The organism is Euzebyella saccharophila, from assembly GCF_014855495.1.
GTDB classification, from domain to species: domain Bacteria; phylum Bacteroidota; class Bacteroidia; order Flavobacteriales; family Flavobacteriaceae; genus Euzebyella; species Euzebyella saccharophila.
In genome coordinates, this window is sequence record NZ_JACYFJ010000001.1 from 601,439 (window position 1) to 624,134 (window position 22,696).

General features: G+C 41.2%; 16 protein-coding genes. 8 read left to right on the plus strand and 8 right to left on the minus strand.

Annotation, left to right across the window (positions count from 1 at the left end):
- The first annotated feature begins 6 nt into the window (after window positions 1-6).
- From IL355_RS02450 to IL355_RS02460, 3 genes are all read left to right on the plus strand, one after another.
- Window positions 7-903: a fructosamine kinase family protein gene (locus IL355_RS02450; RefSeq protein WP_225621087.1), complete on the plus strand. Its 897-nt coding sequence runs from the start codon at window positions 7-9 to the stop codon at window positions 901-903.
- A gap of 83 nt (window positions 904-986) precedes the next feature.
- Window positions 987-1,331 (plus strand): pyruvate kinase, encoded by a 345-nt coding sequence (locus IL355_RS02455; protein ID WP_192460614.1) that lies wholly within the window; start codon window positions 987-989, stop codon window positions 1,329-1,331.
- Between the two features lie 58 nt (window positions 1,332-1,389).
- On the plus strand, window positions 1,390-3,525 hold the full coding sequence (locus IL355_RS02460; protein ID WP_192460615.1) for an outer membrane protein assembly factor BamB family protein: 2,136 nt from the start codon (window positions 1,390-1,392) through the stop codon (window positions 3,523-3,525).
- Window positions 3,526-3,531: 6 nt separating this feature from the next.
- Here the strand turns inward: IL355_RS02460 and IL355_RS02465 are convergent, their stop codons facing one another.
- The gene (locus tag IL355_RS02465; protein ID WP_192460616.1) at window positions 3,532-4,272 is read right to left on the minus strand and encodes an SOS response-associated peptidase; all 741 of its coding nucleotides are present in this window, start codon (window positions 4,270-4,272) and stop codon (window positions 3,532-3,534) included.
- 79 nt (window positions 4,273-4,351) lie between these two features.
- Here IL355_RS02465 and IL355_RS02470 point away from each other — a divergent pair, with 79 nt between their 5' ends.
- A complete protein-coding gene (locus tag IL355_RS02470; protein ID WP_192460617.1) occupies window positions 4,352-5,890 on the plus strand; it encodes a carboxylesterase/lipase family protein in 1,539 nt (512 codons plus the stop codon).
- Between the two features lie 648 nt (window positions 5,891-6,538).
- On the opposite strand, the gene IL355_RS02475 is transcribed toward IL355_RS02470, so the two are convergent.
- The 4 genes from IL355_RS02475 to IL355_RS02490 all read right to left on the minus strand — a co-directional run bounded on the left by IL355_RS02475 (window position 6,539) and on the right by IL355_RS02490 (window position 13,109).
- Entirely contained in the window at window positions 6,539-8,770 is a 2,232-nt protein-coding gene (locus IL355_RS02475; RefSeq protein WP_192460618.1) for a GH92 family glycosyl hydrolase, read from the minus strand.
- Window positions 8,771-9,020: 250 nt separating this feature from the next.
- Window positions 9,021-11,411 carry a TonB-dependent receptor domain-containing protein gene (locus IL355_RS02480; RefSeq protein ID WP_192460619.1) on the minus strand — a complete coding sequence of 797 codons (2,391 nt, stop codon included), beginning with the start codon at window positions 11,409-11,411 and terminating at the stop codon, window positions 9,021-9,023.
- A gap of 110 nt (window positions 11,412-11,521) precedes the next feature.
- Complete coding sequence (locus tag IL355_RS02485; protein ID WP_192460620.1) at window positions 11,522-12,166, minus strand: bifunctional 4-hydroxy-2-oxoglutarate aldolase/2-dehydro-3-deoxy-phosphogluconate aldolase; 645 nt, start codon at window positions 12,164-12,166, stop codon at window positions 11,522-11,524.
- Complete coding sequence (locus IL355_RS02490) at window positions 12,159-13,109, minus strand: 2-dehydro-3-deoxygalactonokinase (RefSeq protein ID WP_192460621.1); 951 nt, start codon at window positions 13,107-13,109, stop codon at window positions 12,159-12,161. Before IL355_RS02490 ends, IL355_RS02485 begins: the two co-directional genes overlap by 8 nt.
- Before the next feature lie 164 nt (window positions 13,110-13,273).
- Between IL355_RS02490 and IL355_RS02495 the strand changes: the two genes are divergently transcribed.
- The 4 genes from IL355_RS02495 to IL355_RS02510 all read left to right on the plus strand — a co-directional run bounded on the left by IL355_RS02495 (window position 13,274) and on the right by IL355_RS02510 (window position 17,597).
- Window positions 13,274-14,299 (plus strand): Kelch repeat-containing protein, encoded by a 1,026-nt coding sequence (locus IL355_RS02495; protein ID WP_192460622.1) that lies wholly within the window; start codon window positions 13,274-13,276, stop codon window positions 14,297-14,299.
- A 94-nt stretch (window positions 14,300-14,393) separates the two neighbouring features.
- A complete protein-coding gene (locus tag IL355_RS02500) occupies window positions 14,394-15,455 on the plus strand; it encodes a pyridoxal-phosphate dependent enzyme (RefSeq protein WP_192460623.1) in 1,062 nt (353 codons plus the stop codon).
- Between the two features lie 10 nt (window positions 15,456-15,465).
- Window positions 15,466-16,539, plus strand: coding sequence for a DUF1611 domain-containing protein (locus tag IL355_RS02505; protein WP_192460624.1), 1,074 nt, complete (start codon window positions 15,466-15,468; stop codon window positions 16,537-16,539).
- Window positions 16,536-17,597 (plus strand): mandelate racemase/muconate lactonizing enzyme family protein, encoded by a 1,062-nt coding sequence (locus tag IL355_RS02510; RefSeq protein WP_192460625.1) that lies wholly within the window; start codon window positions 16,536-16,538, stop codon window positions 17,595-17,597. The genes IL355_RS02505 and IL355_RS02510 overlap by 4 nt, the downstream gene beginning before the upstream one ends.
- A 1-nt stretch (window position 17,598) precedes the next feature.
- Here IL355_RS02510 and IL355_RS02515 read toward each other — a convergent pair whose 3' ends face one another.
- The 3 genes from IL355_RS02515 to IL355_RS02525 all read right to left on the minus strand — a co-directional run bounded on the left by IL355_RS02515 (window position 17,599) and on the right by IL355_RS02525 (window position 22,656).
- Window positions 17,599-20,163: a zinc-dependent metalloprotease gene (locus IL355_RS02515; protein WP_192460626.1), complete on the minus strand. Its 2,565-nt coding sequence runs from the start codon at window positions 20,161-20,163 to the stop codon at window positions 17,599-17,601.
- Window positions 20,164-20,465: 302 nt separating this feature from the next.
- Window positions 20,466-21,680 (minus strand): AGE family epimerase/isomerase, encoded by a 1,215-nt coding sequence (locus IL355_RS02520; protein WP_192461326.1) that lies wholly within the window; start codon window positions 21,678-21,680, stop codon window positions 20,466-20,468.
- Window positions 21,681-21,900: 220 nt separating this feature from the next.
- Window positions 21,901-22,656: a sulfite exporter TauE/SafE family protein gene (locus IL355_RS02525; RefSeq protein ID WP_187458037.1), complete on the minus strand. Its 756-nt coding sequence runs from the start codon at window positions 22,654-22,656 to the stop codon at window positions 21,901-21,903.
- Window positions 22,657-22,696: the final 40 nt, after the last annotated feature.

Sequence of the window (22,696 nt, forward strand, 5' to 3'; positions counted from 1 at the left end):
TTTCCTATGATGACCGTTGCCTATCTTTCTTGTCATATGGATAAAGCCCTAAAAGACCAAATTGAATATCTCCTCTGTATTAAGATTTTAAATACTCGAGCTGTCTCGGGAGGAGATATTTCACAAGCTTATCTAATTGAAACCGAAAGTGAACGCTTTTTTTGCAAAACACACCGGTCTAAAAATGCTTTTGAAATGTTCCAGACAGAAAAAGAAGGATTGAAGGCCCTCAAAGCAAGCAATACTATTGGCGTGCCTCAAGTATTGACTTGCAACAGAACCGATAACGGAGCCCTTTTGATTCTGGAATATATTGAGCGAAAAACGCCCAATACCGTTGACTTTGAAAATTTAGGTTTTCAATTGGCGGCACTTCATAAAACGGGCGATGCCAAGACCTTTGGTTTTGAACAAGATAATTTTATTGGCAGTTTGCCGCAATTCAACAACAAGAATGAAGATTGGGTGGATTTTTATGTGCAGCAAAGGGTGCAACCACAATTAAAAATGGCACTGGATTCTGGTAGATTGAATATGGCTGAAATTCCTGCGGAATCGAAGCTTTTAGGCAGTTGTAATGGTTTATTTCCCAATATCAAACCTTCCTTATTGCATGGAGATTTGTGGAGCGGCAATTTTTTAATTGCCTCTAACGGGCAACCGTATTTAATTGACCCGGCGGTCTATGCGGGTCACAATGAGGTGGATTTGGCCATGACCCGATTGTTTGGTGGTTTTGAAGAACGGTTTTATGACGCGTATCATGAAATAATTCCGAAAGAAACAGGTGAAAGAGAGCGTTGCGAAATATATCAATTGTACTATTTATTGGTGCACCTTAATTTGTTCGGAACTTCCTATAAATCATCGGTCAACCATATACTTCAGAGGTATTTTCATTAGTTTTAAAATGTATTTGTTAATAAGAAAAGCAACAAATCTTAGCGAAAAAAAGTAGCCTTTTTAAATTTGTGGGTCTTTAGCCTATGAGACCTTTAGAAATTGGAGATAAAGTTTACAATGTAACCCAAGATGGGTTTGATGATTTTAAGCGTTACAGCTTTTCTGTCGTGGTAAAATTGACCAAAACCTTGGCCATTTTAAAGAATGATGTGCGCCTGGTAAACGACCCCAAACCATCCTATATAATGGAAGATGTAGGCTACTCGGTCTACAGGCAGCGTGGAATCCATTGGCACTTGGTTTCTCTGGATGCCATCCGGCAAGCGCAAATTGAGAACAAAAAGATAGAGGCTCACGATTGGTTTCAGCATAAGAAATTCACGCTTAAGGAAAAGCAATATATCTACGAGCTTTTTACTAAGAATTAATAAAGGCTAATTCAATTTTCGTTTTTTTAATTACTTTTAGGAATACTACAACTCAACCATGTATTCTAGAAAAATAAGTATTTCATTGGCTTTAGGCTCATGCTTATTGCTTATGGTCACCTCTTGCAAAGAAACAGCTCCAAAGGAAGTTTCAAAAGAACACTACAAAACCTGGTCTTCTTATCTTGGGGACTCCGGAAGGAACCATTTTACAACCCTATCCCAGATTACTCCAAAAAATGTTCAAGACTTAAAAGTAGCTTGGACCTACGAGGCACAGGATTGGGGGCAAATGCAAATGAATCCGCTGGTCTTGGATAGTATGGTCTATGGGGTAACGGCCGCATTGCGGGTTGTAGCCTTGCATGCGGGAACCGGAAAAGAAATTTGGCAATACGGAGATTCAGTAAAAGTCTGGCATTCTACCAGTAGGGGTCTTTCTTACTGGAAAAAGGACAAGGACCAACGCATTCTTTGTACAAGAGGGTCTGATCTCATCGCCCTGAATGCCTTGACAGGCGAACCGATTTCAACCTTTGGAATCAATGGCAAAGTTGATATGCGAAAGGGACTTCCCGAAAGAGAGCAAAGCAAATTTTTGATTTCCAACACCCCGGGAACTGTTTTCAATGACCTCATTATAATGCCTTTAAGGGTTTCTGAGGGAGCCGGTGCCGCCTTGGGAGACGTCATGGCCTTTAATGTAGTAACAGGAAAGCACGAATGGAGTTTTAAAACCATACCTGATGCCGGCAAAGAGGGTTCGGAAACATGGGGAAATACCCGAATAAGAGAAAGTGAAATTGTAGGTGCCGCCAACAATTGGTCTGGTATGGCGGTTGATGAAGAGTTGGAAATCATATACGTACCTACCGGTTCCGCTGCACCTGATTTTTACGGCGGCGTAAGGCCGGGGAGCAATCTTTTTGCAAATTCTCTAGTGGCGTTGAATGCGAACACTGGCGAGAAAGTATGGCACTTTCAATTCACACATCATGATATTTGGGATCGTGACCCACCAGCGCCACCCAATCTAATTACGGTAGAAAGGAATGGTGAAAAGATTCCAGCGGTGGCGCAAGTGACCAAACAGGGTTATGTGTTTGTTTTTGACCGAAGAACTGGCGAACCTCTTTTTGAGATTGAAGAGCGACCTGTTCCTACTTCTACCCTGAAAGGTGAAAAAACGTCACCCACCCAACCCTTTCCAGTAAATCCGAAACCTTTTGCACGACAATCAAATTCCCTCACGGAGGACGATATGAGTCCGTTTTCAGAAAACAAGGAAGAGTTGTTGGCGGTTTTCAAAAAAGCTGATAAGCGCATTTACGCACCGCCCAGTTTAGACCCCGTACTTTTATTGCCCGGTTATGACGGTGCTGCGGAGTGGGGCGGAGCGGGTGCCGATCCGGACAAGGGGATACTGTATGTGAACTCCAATGAAATGCCCTATCTGTTAAAAATGGGAGAGGCAAAAAATATGGCTTCCGGCTTGCCCAAAGGGCAGGCAATCTACCAGCAAAATTGTGCTACCTGTCATAATCCTGATCGTAGCGGCGCCCCAGCAAGTGGTTTTCCTTCCCTTATCGACCTACAGTTTAGAAAGGAAAAAGATGAGGTGACTTTTATTATTACCCAGGGAAAAGGAATGATGACAGGCTTTCCACAAATAAAAGGCGATGATATGGAGGCCCTTTTACGCTTTTTGTACGATCAGGAAATTCAGCACTCCGTGGAGGAGGAAATTGTTAAAAAGGATAGCCTCCCCCCAGTTCCCTATAAACATTTGGGGTATAATAAGTTTTTGGATTCAAAGGGGTTGCCGGCAATTGCTCCTCCATGGGGAACATTACATGCCATTGATTTAAATTCAGGCGACTTTCTCTGGAGCGTTCCTTTCGGGAATACCCCGGAGTTAGGGGAAGAGGGAATTGGTACAGGTACCGAAAGTTATGGGGGACCCATTGTTACCGAAAACGGACTCCTGCTCATTGCCGGTACCAGAGATGGGTTTTTTAGGGCTTTTGACCGCCATACCGGAAAGATACTTTGGGAATACCAGTTGCCCGCTCCTGCTTTTGCCACTCCGGCAACCTATGAATTTGAAGGAAAACAGTATATAGTTTTGGCCTGTGGTGGTGAAAAGCTGGGAACTCCAAAGGGAAATAAGATAATGGCATTTGCCTTGGAATAGCAGAAATTAATAGTCTATCTCCATTTCGGCATAGTCCACTCGATCAACGATATTTTCCCGATTGGAATCCACTTTTGGACTGTAAAGGTCCTTACTAATAGGGTAGGCATTAAAATGATAATCCTGTAGGTCGTTTTGAATAACATCCAAAATATCTTCTTGCTCCAAGTTGTTATCCAGCCAATACGCCACTTCCTCATCGGCTAAAATTACCGGTCTTCTGTTTTTGGTGTTATGAATTTCAGAAAACATTGGAGTTGCTTCTTGGGTCAATACCGTAAATGTTACAAAGCCGTCTTTGCTAATATTATATAGACCGGCCAAGTTCATGATTTCATGGTCTTTCAATTCAAAATAAAAGGGAATCTTGAATTTTTTAGGCGCTGTATGAGGTTCGTAAAATCCGTTTACGGGAATGATACAACGGCGGGTATACACCTGATGCTTGTAAATAAAATGGTCAAAAAGTTTCTCGTTCCGGGCATTCAATCCCGCGCCAAAACGAACCGACTCTTTGTAATATTCCTTATGGTCCGCACCTAATTTAGTACTAGGCATAATTCCCCACATGGCCGGGGTAAAAGTCTCGGGTTCTTCCTGGGGAATGATCCACATGAGCGGGTGAGCGAAACCATTGGCATGGTGGTGAATGAGTTCCCCAGGGTCTCTTGGCCCCACATTCTTGGTTTTTTGGTAATGTTCCTGAAGCTTGTCCGCTTTTTCCTTCATTCTAGCACTAAAACACATGGCAGTCACTTATTTAGGTGAATAAACACAAGGTACTAACAAATTTTTATACCTATTTTCATAGGAAATATAAAGAGCCATGAAATCAATGCTACCGGTATTAATTGTGTTGTTTATTGCTTGTACAAAGCCTGAAACTCCAAAAACAATAGTTACTACAGATAAGGGAATGGTTGAGGGATATAAAAATGCCGATGGAAGTATCCTTATTTTTAAGGGAATTCCTTTTGCAGCTCCTCCGGTAAGTAATTTACGATGGAAAGCTCCACAGCCTGCATCTTCATGGGAAGGAGTAAAAAAAACGGTGGAATTTGGCCCAAGCCCTATTCAGAACCCTCCGAAACCTTTTTACTGCTGGACGGAAGAATTTATAGCCCAACCCGAACCTCTAAGTGAAGATTGCCTTTATTTGAACGTATGGTCCGGTGTCCAAGAGGTGGTTGAAAAGCAACCGGTTTTTGTTTGGATCTATGGGGGCGGACTCTCAAGTGGTTCTGCTAATTGTGCCATTTATGATGGTGAGGAAATGGCCAAAAAAGGCGTGGTATTCGTTAGCCTCAATTATAGGGTGGGCGCACTTGGCTTTATGGCACACGAGGAATTAAGCTCTGAAGCTGATAGCGGTACTTCCGGTAATTACGGTTTCTTGGACCAGATTGCCGCTTTAGAGTGGGTACAAAAAAACATCGATCAGTTTGGGGGTGACCCAAACAACATAACCATTGCTGGTCAATCTGCAGGAGCCTATAGTGTGCACACCTTGATTTCATCGCCATTGGCAAAGGGGTTGTTCCATAAGGCTATATTACAAAGTGGCGGATTGTTCAACGGTTCTTTGCAAAAGGGGATGGAAGAGGCAGAGCAGCAAGGAAAGTCTTTTATGGATTTGGCCGGAGTGAATTCGATTGCTGAGCTTAGGGGGCTTCCAACGGAAAAAGTTCTGGAATTGAGTAACCAAGGAAGTATAGGAAGGTTTGGAGTGACTAGAGATGGATTTGTACTTCCCAGAGATATACATAAGGCCACTGCCAGCGGAAACTTTAACCAGGTGCCCATTATGGCCGGTTGGGTAACCGGAGATGGTTCCTTTATGGGAGAGTTTGACCAAACTGTGGAAGACTACAGGAAGGAAGCAGATTCTCTTTATGGAAAGGAGGCACCCGTATTTTTAGACCTTTTTCCTGTAGCAGCAGAGGAAGATGTAAAAAAACAAAAGGCCAAATTGACCATGTTACGATTTGCCGGAATGACACCCCACATATTAGCTGGGTACAATGCCAAGCCCACCTATGTTTACGAATTTGCCCATGTACCACCGGATAAACCTAATTTCCCTAACTACGGTGCTTTTCACACTTCGGAAGTTCCTTTTGCCCTGCATACGCTGCATACTTGGGAGCGCCCGTGGAGACCTGAGGATAGGGATATAGAAGACATGATGGCCACCTATTGGACCAATTTTGCAAAAACAGGAGACCCCAATGGTTTAGGCGTACCGGTTTGGCAATCCTATAAAAAGGCAGCAGGGAATGTACTGCGTATTTCAGACGCTACCCAAATGCAAAAGGAATACGTAAAGGCAGAATTGGATTTTTTGAAAAACCATATTACCTTTTAATAAGGCCAAAGAAAAAAATAGCCCAAGGCCAAAAGCACGGCAATAGTAACTCCAAAACAGCCCACAAAAAAACAACTTTTAAAAACGTCCTTGGAACGAACGACTTCTTCTTTCATAGGTGGAAGATAAAGCAACCGAATTAATAATAGATTGGGAGAATAAACAATTTTGGGCTGTTTTTTGGAAGCTTACGAAATTTTTCCAAAGAATTCTCCAGGAAGCAAACCTTCCCGGAAAACCTTTGGTGACTAAAAAGAAATACTAACAAATTATGGTAAGATCATTTATAAAGAAAGGATACCTAAATTTGGGGGAAAGGCTCCTCTTTATGAACTGTATGTTTCTTTTTTTAACTAAAAGATAATTGCGTAGTTGATTTCAACATCAACGTTTCAATTCCTTTTTGTAATATCCATTACGAACGTTGCAAATTTACCAATAGTAAATCTTAGGAAGTTAAGCGAAGGTTATACAAACTTTATCAAATCTAAAGCAGCGGACCCAAGGACAAATTAATACTAGTATCTGCCAATATAGTAGCGGTCATTTTTTATTTGACCGATAAAAAACAATAACCAATACATTTTGACTATTTGTAAAAGGAAGGTGTGTTCTAGTTGTGTTATTTACTTCTCAAAATTGGCATTTTTATTTTTTGATAGTTAAGCGCTTGCCGTTGATGAAGTCCTCATGTGAGATAAATGGTGTTTTCATCTTTTTTCCGTTTAGGAAAACCTCCTTTTCCAGATTCTCAGTTTCGGAAGATTCCTTTGTAATTACCAATTCTCCACCTCCATAATAGGTTTGGTCCAGTTTTATGGTAATGGTATCAAAGATTGGTGTGGTAACGGTGTAAATGGGTGTGGCCGGACTTACGGGATAAATCCCCATCATACTAAAAACCGCCCATGCACTCATGGTTCCCGTATCGTCATTTCCGGGCAGACCGGCTGGTTCGTTTTTAAAATACGTTGCTAAAAGTTTACTAACCAATTGGTCCGTTCGGTGGGTTTCTCCCTTTACATAATTGAATAAATAAGGGTAAGCTATGTCGGGTTCATTGGCCATATCAAACTGATTTTTATCAAAAACCTGCTGTAGTTTATTCGCGAACGTTTTTGAACCTCCCATCAAATTCATAAGACCTTTTACATCATGGGCAACCATAAAAGAGTATTGCCAGGCATTACCCTCTATAAACCCTAGGTTTTTTACAAAATTAGCTCCGGTATCTGGGTTGTAAGGGGTAAGCCAACTGCCATCATCGTTTTTAGGACGAAGCAGATTGAACTCCTTATCAAACAACTTTCTATAGGAAATGGAACGCTTGGAAAAACGTTTGTAATCTTCTTTTTTACCCAAGGCTTTGGCCAATTGTGCAATGGCATAATCAGAAATATTGTATTCCTGTGTTGTTGACACAGAACCACTTTTGGTAGTTTTAGTAGTGAGGTAACCTTTTTCAATATAATCCTTAAGCCCGGGACGCAATGGATTCTCCTCTAACTGGTCCGAACTTTTTAGCATGGCTTCGTAGGCAAGTTCTACATCAAAATCCTGAATTCCTTTTAGGTACGTATCCGCCAAAACAATACCTGCAGGATCGCCTACCATGGTGGTTGTTTCCGTAGCATTGAGTTCCCATTTGGGCAGCCAACCAGATTCATCGTACACCTGAAGCATACTTTTTACCATATCTGATTGCTGTTTTGGATACACCAAACTCATTAATTGATGATAATTCCGGTAAGTATCCCACAGTGAAAAGGCAGTATACCGCGTGTCTTCTGTTTTTAAGGTTTCCCGGGTTTGCATTTTAGGATATTCCCCATTGGCATCGTTCAATGTACTTGGATGTATCTGGGTATGGTACAATGCGGTGTAGAAAATGGATTTATCTTCTTCCGTCCCGCCTTCAACTTCTATCGTAGAAAGCTGTTTGTTCCATTTTTCTTGGGCTTCTGCCAATAGGGTTTCAAAATCTTTACCTTCCGTTTCTACTTTTAAATTTTCACGTGCATTTTCAATACTTACATAAGACACCCCCACTTTTACCGATACCGTTTTGGGTTGTTTAAAATGGTATCGCATATACGCCCCAATACTGTCTCCTACTACAGCCTGCCTAAAACCTTTTTTAATACGGGTTTCACCATTGGTTACCATCCATTGCGCCTCTAGACCGTCATATTTACGTGGTTTTTTCCAAATTCCAAATTCGTCAGCTGGTTCTGAGAATTGTGCCACAAAATAGATGGGGTAGCTCTCTTCGGATTTGTAATAACAAAAAGAACCAACCATGCGCATACCTTCTATTTCATTTGATGAAACAACCTTTACTTGAGCCCCTTCTTCATTAGTTAACCCAAGGCCTAAATTCAATAACACATTAGCTTCCCCTGCTGGGAAATGATATTTACTTACCCCCGTTCTGGTTGTTGCCGTAGCTTCTACCTTTACCCCGTACTTATCTAAGGTATTGGTATAATATCCTGGTTTTGCCGCCTCATTGCTATAGGTAGATCCGTATTGTTCGTGATTGGTAACCAAGGCCCCAGTTGTGGGCATGGTAATAATTACACCCAACTCCGGACAACCCACACCACTAAGGTTTACATGGCTAAAGCCCGTTAAATAAGGATTTTCATTTACGTAGGGCGTAGAAAACCATCGGCTATCCTTTTCCATAGGTAGATTTTGTGCCCCTGCCACATTAAAGGGTGATACGTTCGCCATTCCCCTTACAGCAATTGGTCCAGGATTAGTGGTGCCAAAATTTGAGGTACCAATAAACGGATTTACATAGTCTACCGGTTTTTTTTGTGCTATGGAAAGGGTTGGTATAAGACAGGCTATGACAAGAAAAATTCTAATCTTCATTAACTAAAATATATGGGCGTTCAACTATGCGTGAATTGGCAAATATAGTAGATTGAAGGAGAATTCATTTATTTCCAAAGTACATGGAACCCTTTAAAACCCTAATAACCTTTGTCGATCTATGGTTTACGTATAAATCAGCACCTCATAAAATAGCAATGGAAAAATAGTTAGCTAATAAATGCTAAATTTTTAATTGACCAGCTACTCAAAATTGTGTTTAAGAACTCTCTTGGGAAAGTAAAATTGATTAAAATCGCTTTTGCCCTGAAAACTCCATTGCCTCCCCTTTTCCAAACCCAAAACTGATTCCAAAAGTGATAAAACGCCCTTGCTGGCCAAAATCACGACGGTAAAAAGCATCGTTAAAGGTTTGTGTTTCCCTAATTCTCGAAGCAAAGACATCGCGCACGCTTAAATTTAAAATAGCCTTGCCCTTAAAAATCTTTTTTCGTGCACCGAAATCCATAAACAGGTTTTCGGTAACTTCTTGCTGTAGGGTTCTGTAGTCCGATTGATAATTGCCAACAAGTTCAATATCCACATCTGCAGGCAACTTTATCTTGGTCATTAATCTATTGGTCCATTGATTTCCCGAAAAGTCGAAGGAACTACCATCAAATTCACCTTCCCTAGAGAAGCGGCTGTAGTTAAAGTCGTTGGTAAAAGAAAGCCAGCGCACAGGAATATACTTGGCGTTGAACTCCACCCCTGTTGTGTTGTTGGTGCCTATGTTCTCCGGTCTTGAAAGGGTTGCATCCTTTCCATCTTCCAAGACTATGTTTTCTACAATGGTCTCTACAACATCTTCCGTTACCCTATAAAAAACGCCAACGTTCATATTTAAGTTGCCAATTTTATAGATACTGGTTACCTCAAAACTGTCTGTATATTCCGGTAAAAGATCAGGGTTACCAGACCGCCTATTAATATTGTTCCTAATATTGATAAATGGATTTAAATCCCACAATCTAGGTCTAAATATCCGTTTGGAATACCCTGCTTGCAAGGAGAGGTTGTCGCTGAATTTGTAAGATGTATGACCGCTTGGAAAAAAGTTGTTGTAATTCTGGTCATTGCGTTCATTGGTGTTCTCCAGCAAGGTATTTACTTGAGTGTCCTCAAAACGCATTCCCATTTTTATACCCCATTTTTCACCTTCATAGGCGGCGGTTCCATATAGGCCCAGAACTTTTTGGGTCCATTCAAAAACATTCGTAAGGTTAGGGTCTTCAATATAGGTGGCACCATTAAAATTACTGATGGCAAAATCATTCTCCACATCGTTGATTTGATATTGAGAACCTGTTTCAATGGTATACTTTTCTGCCCAAGGGTGCGTATAATCTATTTTAAAAATATAATCTGCCTGCCCAAAATCGGTTCTACTACGCTGTAATTCATCCGCTAGGCCATCGGTAACATAGAGATTTTCAAAATCAGAAGTTTGGTCCTTTGCAAAGAGGTTCCCTGTGGCGCTCACCAACAACATTTGATCTTCGTTACCTTCAAAATCTTTTTTGTACTGTAGCTCATAAGCATACTTAGGATTGGTAGCCTCCGTTTTCTCATTACGATCATAGGCCTGGGTAAGGCTGTTACTGGAGTCAAAAGTGCTAAAGAGAGCATCTGCGTTCTCCGTCTCCCATTCATAGGCGAAATTTCCGGAAAGTGTAAGTACGTTGTATTCGTTTATGTGGTAATCTGTACCCAATATTAGATTAAAAAAGGTTTCGTTCTTGTCGCTTTCCCCAAAACTGTTGGTGTAATTTCCGGTTTCCAAATTGCGGTTTTCACTTTCATTGTCGCTGGGAAAGGTTCGGTGGCCAAAACCAATCTGACTAAAAAGATTGAATTTTTCGGTACGGCTATTTAGGCTAAAACCTACACTGTGGTTATTTGGAGTTCCGGTGTTAAGGGTTACAGCGCCGTTCAATCCTTTCTTTTCCTCTTTTTTTAAAACGATGTTGATAATCCCCGACGTTCCCTCTGCATCATATTTGGCAGATGGATTGGTAATGACCTCTATTCGTTCGATCATATCCGCAGTTAAGGTTCCTAAGGCGTTTCCCTGCTCATTGGCAATGACCGAAGGTTTTCCATTCACTAACATTTGAACTCCTTGGCTCCCCCTCAGACTTACTTGTCCCTCAATATTTACGGTTACGGATGGTACATTGTTCAATACTTCCAAAGCACTGGCGCCTGTGCTGCTTAAATCTGCCCCCACATTAAATACCCTCTTATCGAGCTTAAATTGGGTTTGGGAAATTTCGCCTTCTACCACCACCTCACTCAGCTGTTGCGTATCTTCCTTTAAGGTAATGGTACCCAATTCTATTTGTTCTTGTTCAATGGGAATCTCATCTAAGCGTTTGGTAGTAAAACCCATAAAACTTATCTCCACATAGAACTTATTGGAGTTGACCTCTAGTTGAAAACTTCCATCTTCAACAGTGGTGGTGCCGGTAATGGGCTTATTATCCGATGGATTTCCCGCTAAAACTGTTGCAAACTCAATAGGTACTCCCGAAGCATCTACAATTTTCCCTGAAATTACTTTAGGGTTGGTTTGTGACAGTGCACGATGTGAAATCAATAAAAAAGCAAGAATTAGCGTGTAAGAAACGTACTTGGTCATGTTTTTAATAGAAAAGTTGAAGCCTCAAATATAATGACCCATAGATAGAACGCCATTTTATTTTATCTAAACGACCATCTAAGCCAAGTAAACGACCAAAATAATACCCTTTAGTTTTCTTTTAAATCGTCAATAACCGCTTTAAAATCCAATAAATGGTTTTCCAAAGCTTTCAAGTCATCTTGTTCTATTAATTCTTTAGGAAATAGATGTCCGCCCATTCCGGCGCCAATGGCGCCAGCCATAAAGAAGTCCTTTATATTTTCCTTGTTCACGCCTCCCGTTGGGAGTAATTTTACTTGGTCAAGTGGTGCAAGAACATCTTTTATATATTTTGGGCCCAAAGTTGCAGGAAAAACCTTAACTGCCGAAGCCCCTAAAACCCAGGCCTTATAAATTTCAGTAGGGGTATAGGCCCCCGGAAAAATTGGGATATTGTTCTTTTTGCAATAGGTAATGACCTCTTCATTGATAATAGGGGTTACAATAAATTGCGCCCCGGAAGAAATGGCTATGTTTAAATCGTCCATAGAGCATACCGTACCAACACCAACGTTTAATTCAGGAAATTCCCTAACGAGGGCTTGTATGGTCTCCGACACTTGGGGAGAATTCATGGTTACCTCTATAGTGGTAAACCCACATTTTAGATAGCTGCTCGCTAACCGTAGTACTTCTTTGGTGTTTAAACCGCGAAGAATGGCCACAATAGGGGTTTGGTAAAAACGCTCCCAAGAGAAAACGGAGTTATCCATGATTTTGTAAAAGTTTTAATTGACCTACCAAGAGGGCTTTCTCCATATCTTCCCCACTAATACAGGTCAGGTAATCCTTTGGTAAGATATAAGTTAGGGCTCGTTTGTAAAGTTCTGCGCTTATTCCTGAAGCTCCTAAATACACGGGCTCATACTTATCCGCTATTGATTTAAGTTCGCTTCCTATCAAAAGGCCGGAAAGAAAAAATGAATTTTCAATTGGGTTGGCTTCATTAAGAAGGGTGTTGGCCCTAATGGAAAAAAAATAGGACATGGCATCTGCGCTCAATGCTCTTTTTACACCGTCTAAAAAGATGTTCTCAAATTGTGGAGTCCATTCACTTTGCTGCAGGGAAGTGGATAGGATACTGTTTTGACTTATGATTTCAAAGAGCTCACCTGTCATATAGGTTTTAAAATGGCGGAATTCACTATTGAAAAAGGTAATGTGTTTAGAATGCGTTCCCGGCAATATTAAAAGTCCTTTTTCTGTCTTTGGAAGAAGGTCTGCAAGACCAAGGGCTTGTGTTTCCTCTCCTCTGATTACATCGTTATCTGTCTTTATCCCGGATATCAAAATCAAAGGCTGCCCCCCAGTGCATTCAAGATATTCACTGGACAAGGTGCTCCCGTTAAAGTTCATGGGCATATGAGCATAGGGTAGCTCTTTCATTCCAATGGAAGAGGATAGCATACCGGAAGCTACCACGGGAATGGTTTCAGTATTTTTCCCTTTTAGGGAGCTTATCTCATTGATCAAATAAGAACAATAAAAGTCCGTACGTGATTGGGAATGTTGATGGGTAAAGGCCTTAAAATGCTTTTTTATTCCTTGATTGCTGGTATGCTGGGAAAGTATCTTAAGCGTATCCGTAGCCACCAACCGAAGTCTAAAATTACTGGTTCCCCAATCGCAGCTAATAAATTGTTTTGGCAATCCCATTTTTTATTTGGTATGGGCTAAAGATAACAATTAGCCCTAAATACCCATGGGTGATTACCGTTCAAAAATGGGTAGGCAAGGGACTTGCTTATTTCTGCACTATTCTTGTTCGCCACATGAATTTATGTGTATTTTTAATTGACCAATTTTAAAATAAGACAATTATGTTCCACCATAGAATAATGCTTCTGTTACTGATTGTAGTGGCCAGTTGCAAAGAAGTTAAGAAAGACCAAAACGTAGAAGCCAAATCAAATGACACCCCTGTGGATTATGCTTGGAAAGAGGTGAAAACGGAAAACGGAAGTCTTCCCGTTGCCCGTCATGAGGCCGCCTTTGTTCAAGTAGGGGACAAATTCTACCTTTTAGGAGGGAGAGATATAAGGCCCGTTAGTATTTATGATACAAAAACTAAAATTTGGACGGAAGGCGAACAACCTCCCATTGAACTGCACCATTTTCAACCAGTAGTTTATAAGGATAAAATATATATAATTTCTGCCCTAACGGGAGGATGGCCAGACGAAACACCCACAGAGTTTGTATATATCTATGACCCTGCTACGGATAAATGGAGCCAAGGGCATGAAATTCCGGAAGAAAGACGAAGAGGTTCTACCGGAAATGTGCTTCACAAAGATAAAATTTATATAGCATGCGGAATTAAGAATGGGCATATTGGGGACCATAAAAATTGGTTGGATGTATACCATCCAGAAACCGGGGAATGGGAGGTTTTGGCAGATGCGCCACGACCAAGGGACCATTTTCAAGCGGTTTTGGCCCATGGAAAAATTTATGCTCCCGCAGGAAGAAATACAGGTATTGAACCAGAAAACCCCTTTGGAGGTACATTGCAAGAAGTAGACGTCTATGACATTGAGAGCAATACGTGGGAAACACTCAGTAACTCCTTGCCAACCCCGCGTGCCGGTAATGCGGCCCTATTGGTAAATGATGAGGTGTGGGTAGTGGGTGGAGAGTCTCCAACCCAAGAGAAGGCACATGAACATGTGGAGGCCCTTAATCTCAATTCCAATGAGTGGCATACGCTACCCCCTTTGAATCAAGGAAGACATGGCACCGGTCTTATCTTATTTAAAGATGAAGTTTATATAGCCTCCGGATGCGGAAATAGAGGAGGAAATCCCGAGTTGGACTCAATGGAAAAATATGGTCCAAAAAGCTAAATTTCAGCTCGTTAAATTTACTGTTAATTTGGATGTACCTATGTAAAAACAAATTACATTTGGTGCGTTTATTCTACAAAACAATCGCTATGAAATGGACCTAAGGGACGGGGTCAAAACAGCACAGAACAAGGTGTCTTCCGAAGCGCAAAAACTAAGTGTTTTTGTAAAGGATGGAAGCAAATCATTAGTAGACCGACTGGAATCCTACGAAGATATTATCAACTTGGAAGTAGGTGATACCGGCTTGCATAGGGCAAAGGGTTTTGAGCGCAAATTTGATATCCGCCAGCTTTACATTAAATATGAGGGCGATAACCCTACGGGAACCCAAAAGGACCGTATCGCATTTGCTCAGGTTTATGATGCCCTTCGTAGGGAGTTTGGTACCGTTTCCTTGGCAACTTGTGGTAATTTTGGCGTGGCCGTGGCCCTCGCCGCTAATTTAGCGGGTGTTGATTGCCACATATATATTCCCGAAAGCTACCATACAGATCGTGTTGAGGAAATGGCGCATTTGGGTGCCACCATTATAAGACTTCCTGGCAATTATGAGGATGTGGTAAAAGCTAGTAGTTTGTTGGCTGTGGAACACGGTTGGTATGATGCCAATCCCGGAGGGTCCAATACCCCTTTGCAGATTTCGGCCTATTCCCAAATTGCAACGGAGATTTTTGAAGATTTGGGAGACGCTCCAAAGTATTGCGCCGTTCCGGTATCCAACGGTACGCTTTTCGCTGGTATTTACAGAGGCTTTGTCAATTTGTATAAAAGAGGAAAAACGTCTCGCATTCCAAAAATGATCGCTGCTTCTTCGGCCAAAAAAAATCCAATAATCCAGTCCTTCATAAAGGGACTTGATCATTGCAAGGATTTAGATCCCAAAAGTATTAAAGAGACCAAATACAACGAACCATTGATCAACTGGCATAGCTTTGATGGGGAGGAGGCCCTATACGCGTTGAGGGAATCAGCCGGTGAAGCGTTTAATATAAGTGATAAAAAATTACGGGACATGACGGCCTTATTGGCCAAAAAGGAGGGTTTTCGTATACTTCCGGCATCTACAGCCGGCTTGATAGCCCTTTTGGAACTGGATGAAAAACTAAACTTTGAACCGGACAGGTTCGTGGCGGTGTTGACCGCTAAAAATTAAAAAGGAATCAATGAAAAATTCGATAGATGGAAAGGCCCTAGTGTATTGCGAGGGTGCATTTAATACTCCCAATGGAAAAACTGCCCATGGCTTAGTTCGCTTTACCGAGCGCTATGACATTGTGGGGGTATTGGATAAAAAATATGAAGGTAGGGATGCCGGTGAAGTCCTTGACGGAAAACCAAATGGAATACCTGTGTTTAAAAACTTTGAGGATGCAGTTGAAAAATTGACCGCTTGGGACAAACTACCCAAATCCCTGGTAATAGGCTTGGCTCCGGACGGAGGCAGATTACCGGTTGAGGCAAAGGATACTATTAAAAAGGCCTTGCAAATGGGATGGAATGTTGATAGCGGATTGCATGATTTTTTGACCAATGACGTTGTACTCACCCAAATTGCGGCAGAAAATAAGTGTCGTATAAGAGATGTGCGAAAAACGCCTGATAGAGATCAACTTCACTTTTTTACCGGTGAGATTGAACAGGTAGATTGTTTAAAGTTGGCTGTGCTGGGAACAGACTCCGCATTAGGAAAGCGTACAACGGCTTGGCTATTGGTACACGGGTTTAGAAAAGCTGGTCTTAAGGCAGAAATGATCGGAACAGGACAGACCGCATGGATGCAAGGTGCCAAATACAGTATGGTAATGGATAGTTGCATTAACGATTTTGTCTCCGGTGAAATTGAACATGCCGTAGTGAGCGCCTATAAAAACGAACAACCGGATGTCATCGTAATTGAAGGTCAGGGAAGTTTGATGAATCCGGCATATCCCGGTGGTTTTGAAATTTTGGCAGCAGGAAGACCGGATTTTGTGGTGCTGCAACACGCTCCCAAAAGATTGGATTATGATGGTTTTCCAGGGTATAAACTACATTCCTTGGGGGAACAAATAAACGCCATTGAGGTGATTTCCGGAAAGCAGGTAATCGCTATTACCGTGAACCATGAGGATATGGAAGAAGATGAAATTTTGGAGGTGTGCAAACAGATTACCTTGGAAACCAAATTACCGGCATTTGATGTATTAGAATATGGTGCCGAAGGTCTTGTTGAGGTGCTAAGGGAAAAACTGAAATGAAAATAGTTCATATAAGTTATGAGCGTTGGGACTTAAAATTGTCCCAACCTTACACCATAGCATATGAAACCATTGACAGTACTGTCAATTTTATCCTAAAACTTGAAACAGATGGTAAAATAGTGGGTTATGGCTGTTCCGCACCGGATGTTATCGTTACGGGGGAATCTTCACACGATGTGGAACAAGCAATTAATCAAACCATCATCCCATATCTCAAGGACAAAGACCCGTTTAATTATGCCTTTATCTTGGCGGAATTAAAAGTGCTTTTGGGTAAAAAATCCTCCTCCTTGACCATGGTGGATATGGCCTTGCATGATTTGATTTCCCGCAAGGCGGATGTTCCATTGTATAAGTTTCTTGGAGGATTTCAAAAGAGTATTGCCACAAGTATTACCATAGGCATACTACCTCTTCAGGAAACTTTGAAACAGGCCGATGAATTTGTAAAAATGGGTTTTTCCATCCTCAAGATAAAAGGAGGACATAGTTTGCAAGAGGATATTGAGAAGATGATGCGTTTACATGAACTACATCCTAATATCACCCTGCGTTTTGATGGTAATCAGGGTTATTCCGTAATGGATTCGGTCGCATTCGTTAAGGCTACAGGCCATATTGGTATTGAAATCTTTGAACAGCCTACCAAGGAAGAAAAAGAGGAGCGACTTGGAGAGGTGATGAACCAAGTAGAAATACCTGTCATGGCAGATGAAAGCCTCAAAACCTTAACGGACGCCTTTCGTTTGGCCCAGAACGAACGTGTGGATATGGTGAACATTAAACTCATGAAGGTGGGTGGGATTATAGAAGGTATGCACATAAATTCTGTTGCAAAATCTGCCGGAATTGAAAGTATGATCGGTTGTAATGATGAATGTTCCTTGGGTATCTCCGCAGGACTGCACTTTGCTCTTTCGAGACCCAATATCAGATACGCAGATCTAGATGGTCATCTAGATGTTATAGACGACCCATTTCAAGGATTATTTCAGCTTAAAGACGGTATTTTATATCCAACGGCAGCTTCAGGTTTGGGAGAAATAAAACTATAGCTTACTCCTCACCCTGTTGCTCCTTTATGGAAATATCCCTTCTAAACGGAATGAATAACGGATCTACTTCACGTGTTTGACCAATAACCGATTCAATTTCCCGCTTTAAGTAATTAAGGTGGGCAATGGTTAACCGATCTGTCATTACAGGAATGGTTCGTTTAATCTTGCCCTGTAAGGTGAGTAAATTATCCAAAGCCAAGGAGCGTACATCTGTATTGGACGTATATCCTTCGGATAGTTTTGCTAGAATTCCCTCGACCAATCCTTCGGCCTCGTCTGGTTTATATAACGTAATCAAGTTGTTCACATATGCCTTTTGTAACTTTCTACGATAGGCATCGGTTTGATAAAAAACGTTCATATCACCCCATACCAACTGACTAAGATCGTCCATATACTCTTCAGGGAGATAAGGGTCTTCGTTGGCGTATCGTTCCGAAATAAAGGTCATTCGGCTCAATCGGCTACCACCCAATAAGTTCATCATTACGCTCTCCATGGTCTTGGTAACCGATTCTTTGGATTGTGGTGATTGTATGGCGTTTAGAATATCATTTCGCAATAACCATTTGGGCTCCTTAAAAATATAGTTGTTCAAGAACAACAAAGCTTGCTTTTGTTTTTCCTTTTCTACGGGTCTGTACACTTCCCCTTCTTCGCCCATTGTTTTTGGAGTTACATAGATACCGCCAATATTTTTGGCCACGTGAAAAACGTAATCACTGTATTGGCCTACCATATCCTTATAGACTTGGTCTAGGTTGGCAAAATCATCACTGGTACTGGTCTGCGTCCATTTTTTCAAATAAGGGGCAATCCGTTGTAAGTTCAAAATACCATACATGCTGGCCTGCATGGCGTCATCACCTAAATCCTCCGTTTGAGAACGAGGGTCGAAATCGCGGCCCTCCCCACCAAACCAAAGTCTTGGATTGGCGCTAACACTATCCGTCACCATTTGGCTCAAGAGTTCTTTTTCATCTTTGATGGACATATCCTCTGGAAATCTAGAATAGCCCCATTGTATGGCCCATTTGTCGTAATCCCCAATTCTGGGCATCAAATCTTTGTGCGGAATACTATCTTGTGGTTGGGCCACATAGTTAAAACGGGCGTAGTCCATAATGGAACTGGTATGTCCATTTTTTTCCAACCATTTAGCATCCCTTAATTTTTCTACCGGAGTTGCATGGCTGGCGCCCATATTGTGACGTAAACCCAAGGTATGGCCCACCTCGTGACTTGCAACAAACCGAATGAGTTCCCCCATCAATTTGGTGTCATATTGCATTTTACGGGCCCTTTCATCAACAGCACCGGCCTGTACCATGTACCAACTATGCAATAAGCTCATAAGGTTGTGGTACCATCCAATATGGCTTTCTAAAATTTCACCGCTTCTAGGGTCTACCACATTGGGTCCGTAGGCATTTTTAAAAGGGGAGGCAAAATACCTAAGTACGGAAAATCTAGAGTCTTCCAAACTCATGTTGGGGTCGTTTTCAGGCCACTCCTTGCCTATAATGGCATTTTTAAAACCGGCCTGTTCAAAGGCCACTTGCCAATCATTAATTCCTTGGATTAAGTACGGCCGCCATTTTTTGGGAGTAGCTGGATCTATGTAATAAACAATAGGCTTTTTAGGTTCTACTAGTTCGCCGCGTTCCCATTTAAGGGAATCTTCTGGCTTAGGCTCCAAACGCCACCTGTGAATATAGGTATTGCGGTCAACCTTTTGTTGGTCATCACCGTATTCCAAATAGGAACTGGCAAAATAACCTACCCGTGCATCATAGAGCCTTTTTTGCATGGGCTTCTTTGGTAAAAGGATAAAGGAATTGTTGATTTCCAAAGTAACAACACCTGCAAGAATGGCGGCAGGTAATTCCTTACGTTTATCGGAAACAGATTTGGCTCTGTAGGTTTTTACCGATTTTATTTCAGTATTTACGGGAAAGGAATTGATTTCTTGAATATAGGATTTGTCCTTTTCCAAGGAGAGTAATTTATAATCGTCCTTGGCATCTGAACTCAAAGCCAGCAAAGGATTTTCGCTATTTACAAAACTGGTCACATCAAAAAGGTAGGAATGGTGGTCTTCATTTTCGGCCTTAATTTCAAAGGTTTCCAAAATGGGTGTGATGTTGGAGTTGTTGACCGCTTTTGAAATGGCATCATCCTCACTTGCGGAACTAACGAGGGTAGAAATCCTAAGAAATAGGTTGTTAGAAGGTCCTTTTTCAAAAATGATGGTGTTTTCAGAAATCTTTTCGCCTCCGTAATTACTGGCCCCTGATGGTGTTTTGATAAATCTGGTAACGACTAGGAATTCTCTGTTGAGCAGGCTATCCGGAAGTTCAAAATAGAATTTATCACCAACTTGGTGAACATCAAAAAGACCCTTTTTAGTAACAGCTTCACTGGTAATAATCCTGTCATAGGCCTTTGCCTTATTAACGGCAACATCCTTTGAAGCAGCTTTTTTTGATTTACCTCCCAATCCTACACTGGCACAGGAAGCGAACAGTAGCAATACAAAAATATATGATAGGCAATGTCTCATTGTCAATTTTTAAATTGTATTTGGTCTGTTGTTGATGGTCTGGCGAGGGTACTTAGCAAGGTACTGATGAGAACCTTCCATAAGTAGCCAACGTCTCAATCAAAACTTTAGTATGAAACTGGCTGGGTCGGGGGTTTCTTTTAACAGAAACAGTACTGTTCAAGCGGATTGGAACTTCGGTCTATTATATATACGAAGTATTACGCAAGAAAGACTAGATGACAATATACAACACAGGAGGTTGGGAATCAATCTTAAAAAGTGAAAAATAAGATAATCGATTATTAAAAATCTCCTAAAAATCAATGGGAGATAAGTTGAAAATCTCCCTTTATCATATGGATGACATTGATTAATGACCTGATATTGTGGTAGTTTACTTTCCAAATATGTGCTTTTGCCTTTGTTTTGGCATCAGGGTCCGTATCCAAACCCTCCACATACCAACCTCCATATTCCGTATCAATAAGATTATTGGAAATGTATTCCCATTGTTTTTTAAAAAGAGAAGCATATCTTTTTTCTTCAGGAAATAAAGCTGCCATGAGCAATAAGGAATTGAGGGCTTCTGCTTCTGCCCACCATACCTTGGCCTCATTTTCTATTTTTCTGGTACCATCCATATGGTAATACCCCCCATCATAAAAACCCCCTTTTTCATGGTCCCAACCCCAATCCAAAGCATGATCTACCATTTTTTTGGCCTTTCGCCGTGTAATAGAATCATTAATAATTTTCAATTGATGCGAAGCTTCCAACAATAGAAAAGCCGTTTCAACATCATGACCAAAAGAAATATGGTCCAAGTAAAAATTGTCTTTCCGATATGTTTCCGAAGAGTCCTTAAAGCTTACTGGCGTCCAGTCCCTTTCTTGATGCAAGTAAAGATAGCCTTTGTCCGATGTTATTGTATCGCGTACGAGTACCAATAATTCTTGCAATCGTTTCTTAAGTAGTTTGTTGGGCCAAACCTCATAAAGGGCCGTAAAACTTTCCAAAAGATGGATAGAAGAATTCTGGTCTTTCCAGTTTTTACGAATAAAATTGTCATAACCAAGGTCTTCTTCCTGTTCCAGAAGCCAGTCACCATTTTGGGCCATCACATCAAAATACCCTCCATATATGGAATCATGGGAGTGATTTTCTAGCCAGTGAAAGGTTTTCTTTGCCAATTCTAGGGCAGCAGTATTCTTGGAGGCCTTGTAAAAAGTAGCCAGGCCATATATCGCAAATGAATTGCCATAGGCGCTTTTTCCTTTGGAAACCAACTTTAAGCTGTCGTTATCAATTTCAAAAAGCGTGTGAAACCCACCATAGGCCTTATCCCACATAACATCCCTAAGAAACTCAAAACCATGCTGGGCCATTTGATCATAGGCGGGATCTTTATAGTACATACTTAGGGTAGCTGTCGTCCAAACATGCCGGGCTTGGCTTACCAACATTTTATGCTGTTTGCTTTCTTTTTTCCATTTGAAATTGAAATCGGACCAAAATCCGCCATGTACGCTGTCAATAGTTTTGGGATACTAGACTTGAACTAATTCCTCCAGCGATTTTTCAAGTTCAGGTAAAAGTGCTTTTGTGGAATCTTGAATTTGTGGTCGGTCTCGGTTTTTGCAAGAGAAAATCGTTAACATCAATACTAAAGCAACTGAAGACCCAATGTAAGTTTTCACAAATAGTAGTTTAAAGACCTGCTATAAAGCTACTTATAAAAACTATAGATTGATACGATTATTTGATTAGAATCATAAATGCGCCCAATGCGGTCAATACCAAAATCATTTTTCGGTAGAAGTCCTCTTTAATGATTTTTACCAAACGAATGCCCAAGAATACTCCTAAAAAGATACCGGGAACTAGCTTAAGGTCAAACATCAGTGTCTCCATGGTAACCGTTTCCCATACAAAGATGTGAAAGGGCAGTTTAATAACATTGATAATCAGAAAAAGCCATGCAGCGGTACCTATAAACTCATTTTTTTGAACTCGCATGGCCAAGAAGTAAATATTGCTGAAAGCTCCTCCTAGATTGCCGATCATGGTTGTAATACCCGCTATGGTCCCTACAAAGCCAGCAAAAGCCCAATGGGTGGGCACTCTTTTAGATTTACGTCTATCCCACCAATACATCATAATGACGCTCATTAAAATAATAATGGCCATGGCTATTTTAAAAAGTGTTTCGTTTAGATCATTTCCAATAAAAACCCCAATTAAAATACCGAACAGTATCCATGGTAAAAACTTGGCAATGTGTAACCAATTGGCATGTCTGTTATAGTAAATAACCGCAAAAATATCACCCACTACCAATAACGGAACTACAATGCCCGTAGAAGCTTTGGCGTCAAAAGCGAGTGCCATTAGTGTTACGTTGATGATTGCAATACCTTTTATTCCGGCTTTAGAGAGTCCTATTACGATGGCAGCAGTAAATGCTAGGGCCCAAGCGGTAAGGGAAATATCAAAAGAAGGTGCTAAGAGCATGTCTCGTGTTTCGTTGGCAAATGGCAAAAGTATCTCAAAA

Excerpts from the sequence above, each read along its gene's own strand:
- IL355_RS02450 (WP_225621087.1), top strand. The coding sequence starts at position 7 with ATGATGACCGTTGCCTATCTTTCTTGTCATATGGATAAAGCCCTAAAA.
- IL355_RS02455 (WP_192460614.1), top strand. The coding sequence starts at position 987 with ATGAGACCTTTAGAAATTGGAGATAAAGTTTACAATGTAACCCAAGAT.
- IL355_RS02460 (WP_192460615.1), top strand. The coding sequence starts at position 1,390 with ATGTATTCTAGAAAAATAAGTATTTCATTGGCTTTAGGCTCATGCTTA.
- IL355_RS02465 (WP_192460616.1), bottom strand. The coding sequence starts at position 4,272 with ATGTGTTTTAGTGCTAGAATGAAGGAAAAAGCGGACAAGCTTCAGGAA.
- IL355_RS02470 (WP_192460617.1), top strand. The coding sequence starts at position 4,352 with ATGAAATCAATGCTACCGGTATTAATTGTGTTGTTTATTGCTTGTACA.
- IL355_RS02475 (WP_192460618.1), bottom strand. The coding sequence starts at position 8,770 with ATGAAGATTAGAATTTTTCTTGTCATAGCCTGTCTTATACCAACCCTT.
- IL355_RS02480 (WP_192460619.1), bottom strand. The coding sequence starts at position 11,411 with ATGACCAAGTACGTTTCTTACACGCTAATTCTTGCTTTTTTATTGATT.
- IL355_RS02485 (WP_192460620.1), bottom strand. The coding sequence starts at position 12,166 with ATGGATAACTCCGTTTTCTCTTGGGAGCGTTTTTACCAAACCCCTATT.
- IL355_RS02490 (WP_192460621.1), bottom strand. The coding sequence starts at position 13,109 with ATGGGATTGCCAAAACAATTTATTAGCTGCGATTGGGGAACCAGTAAT.
- IL355_RS02495 (WP_192460622.1), top strand. The coding sequence starts at position 13,274 with ATGTTCCACCATAGAATAATGCTTCTGTTACTGATTGTAGTGGCCAGT.
- IL355_RS02500 (WP_192460623.1), top strand. The coding sequence starts at position 14,394 with ATGGACCTAAGGGACGGGGTCAAAACAGCACAGAACAAGGTGTCTTCC.
- IL355_RS02505 (WP_192460624.1), top strand. The coding sequence starts at position 15,466 with ATGAAAAATTCGATAGATGGAAAGGCCCTAGTGTATTGCGAGGGTGCA.
- IL355_RS02510 (WP_192460625.1), top strand. The coding sequence starts at position 16,536 with ATGAAAATAGTTCATATAAGTTATGAGCGTTGGGACTTAAAATTGTCC.
- IL355_RS02515 (WP_192460626.1), bottom strand. The coding sequence starts at position 20,163 with ATGAGACATTGCCTATCATATATTTTTGTATTGCTACTGTTCGCTTCC.
- IL355_RS02525 (WP_187458037.1), bottom strand. The coding sequence starts at position 22,656 with ATGCTCTTAGCACCTTCTTTTGATATTTCCCTTACCGCTTGGGCCCTA.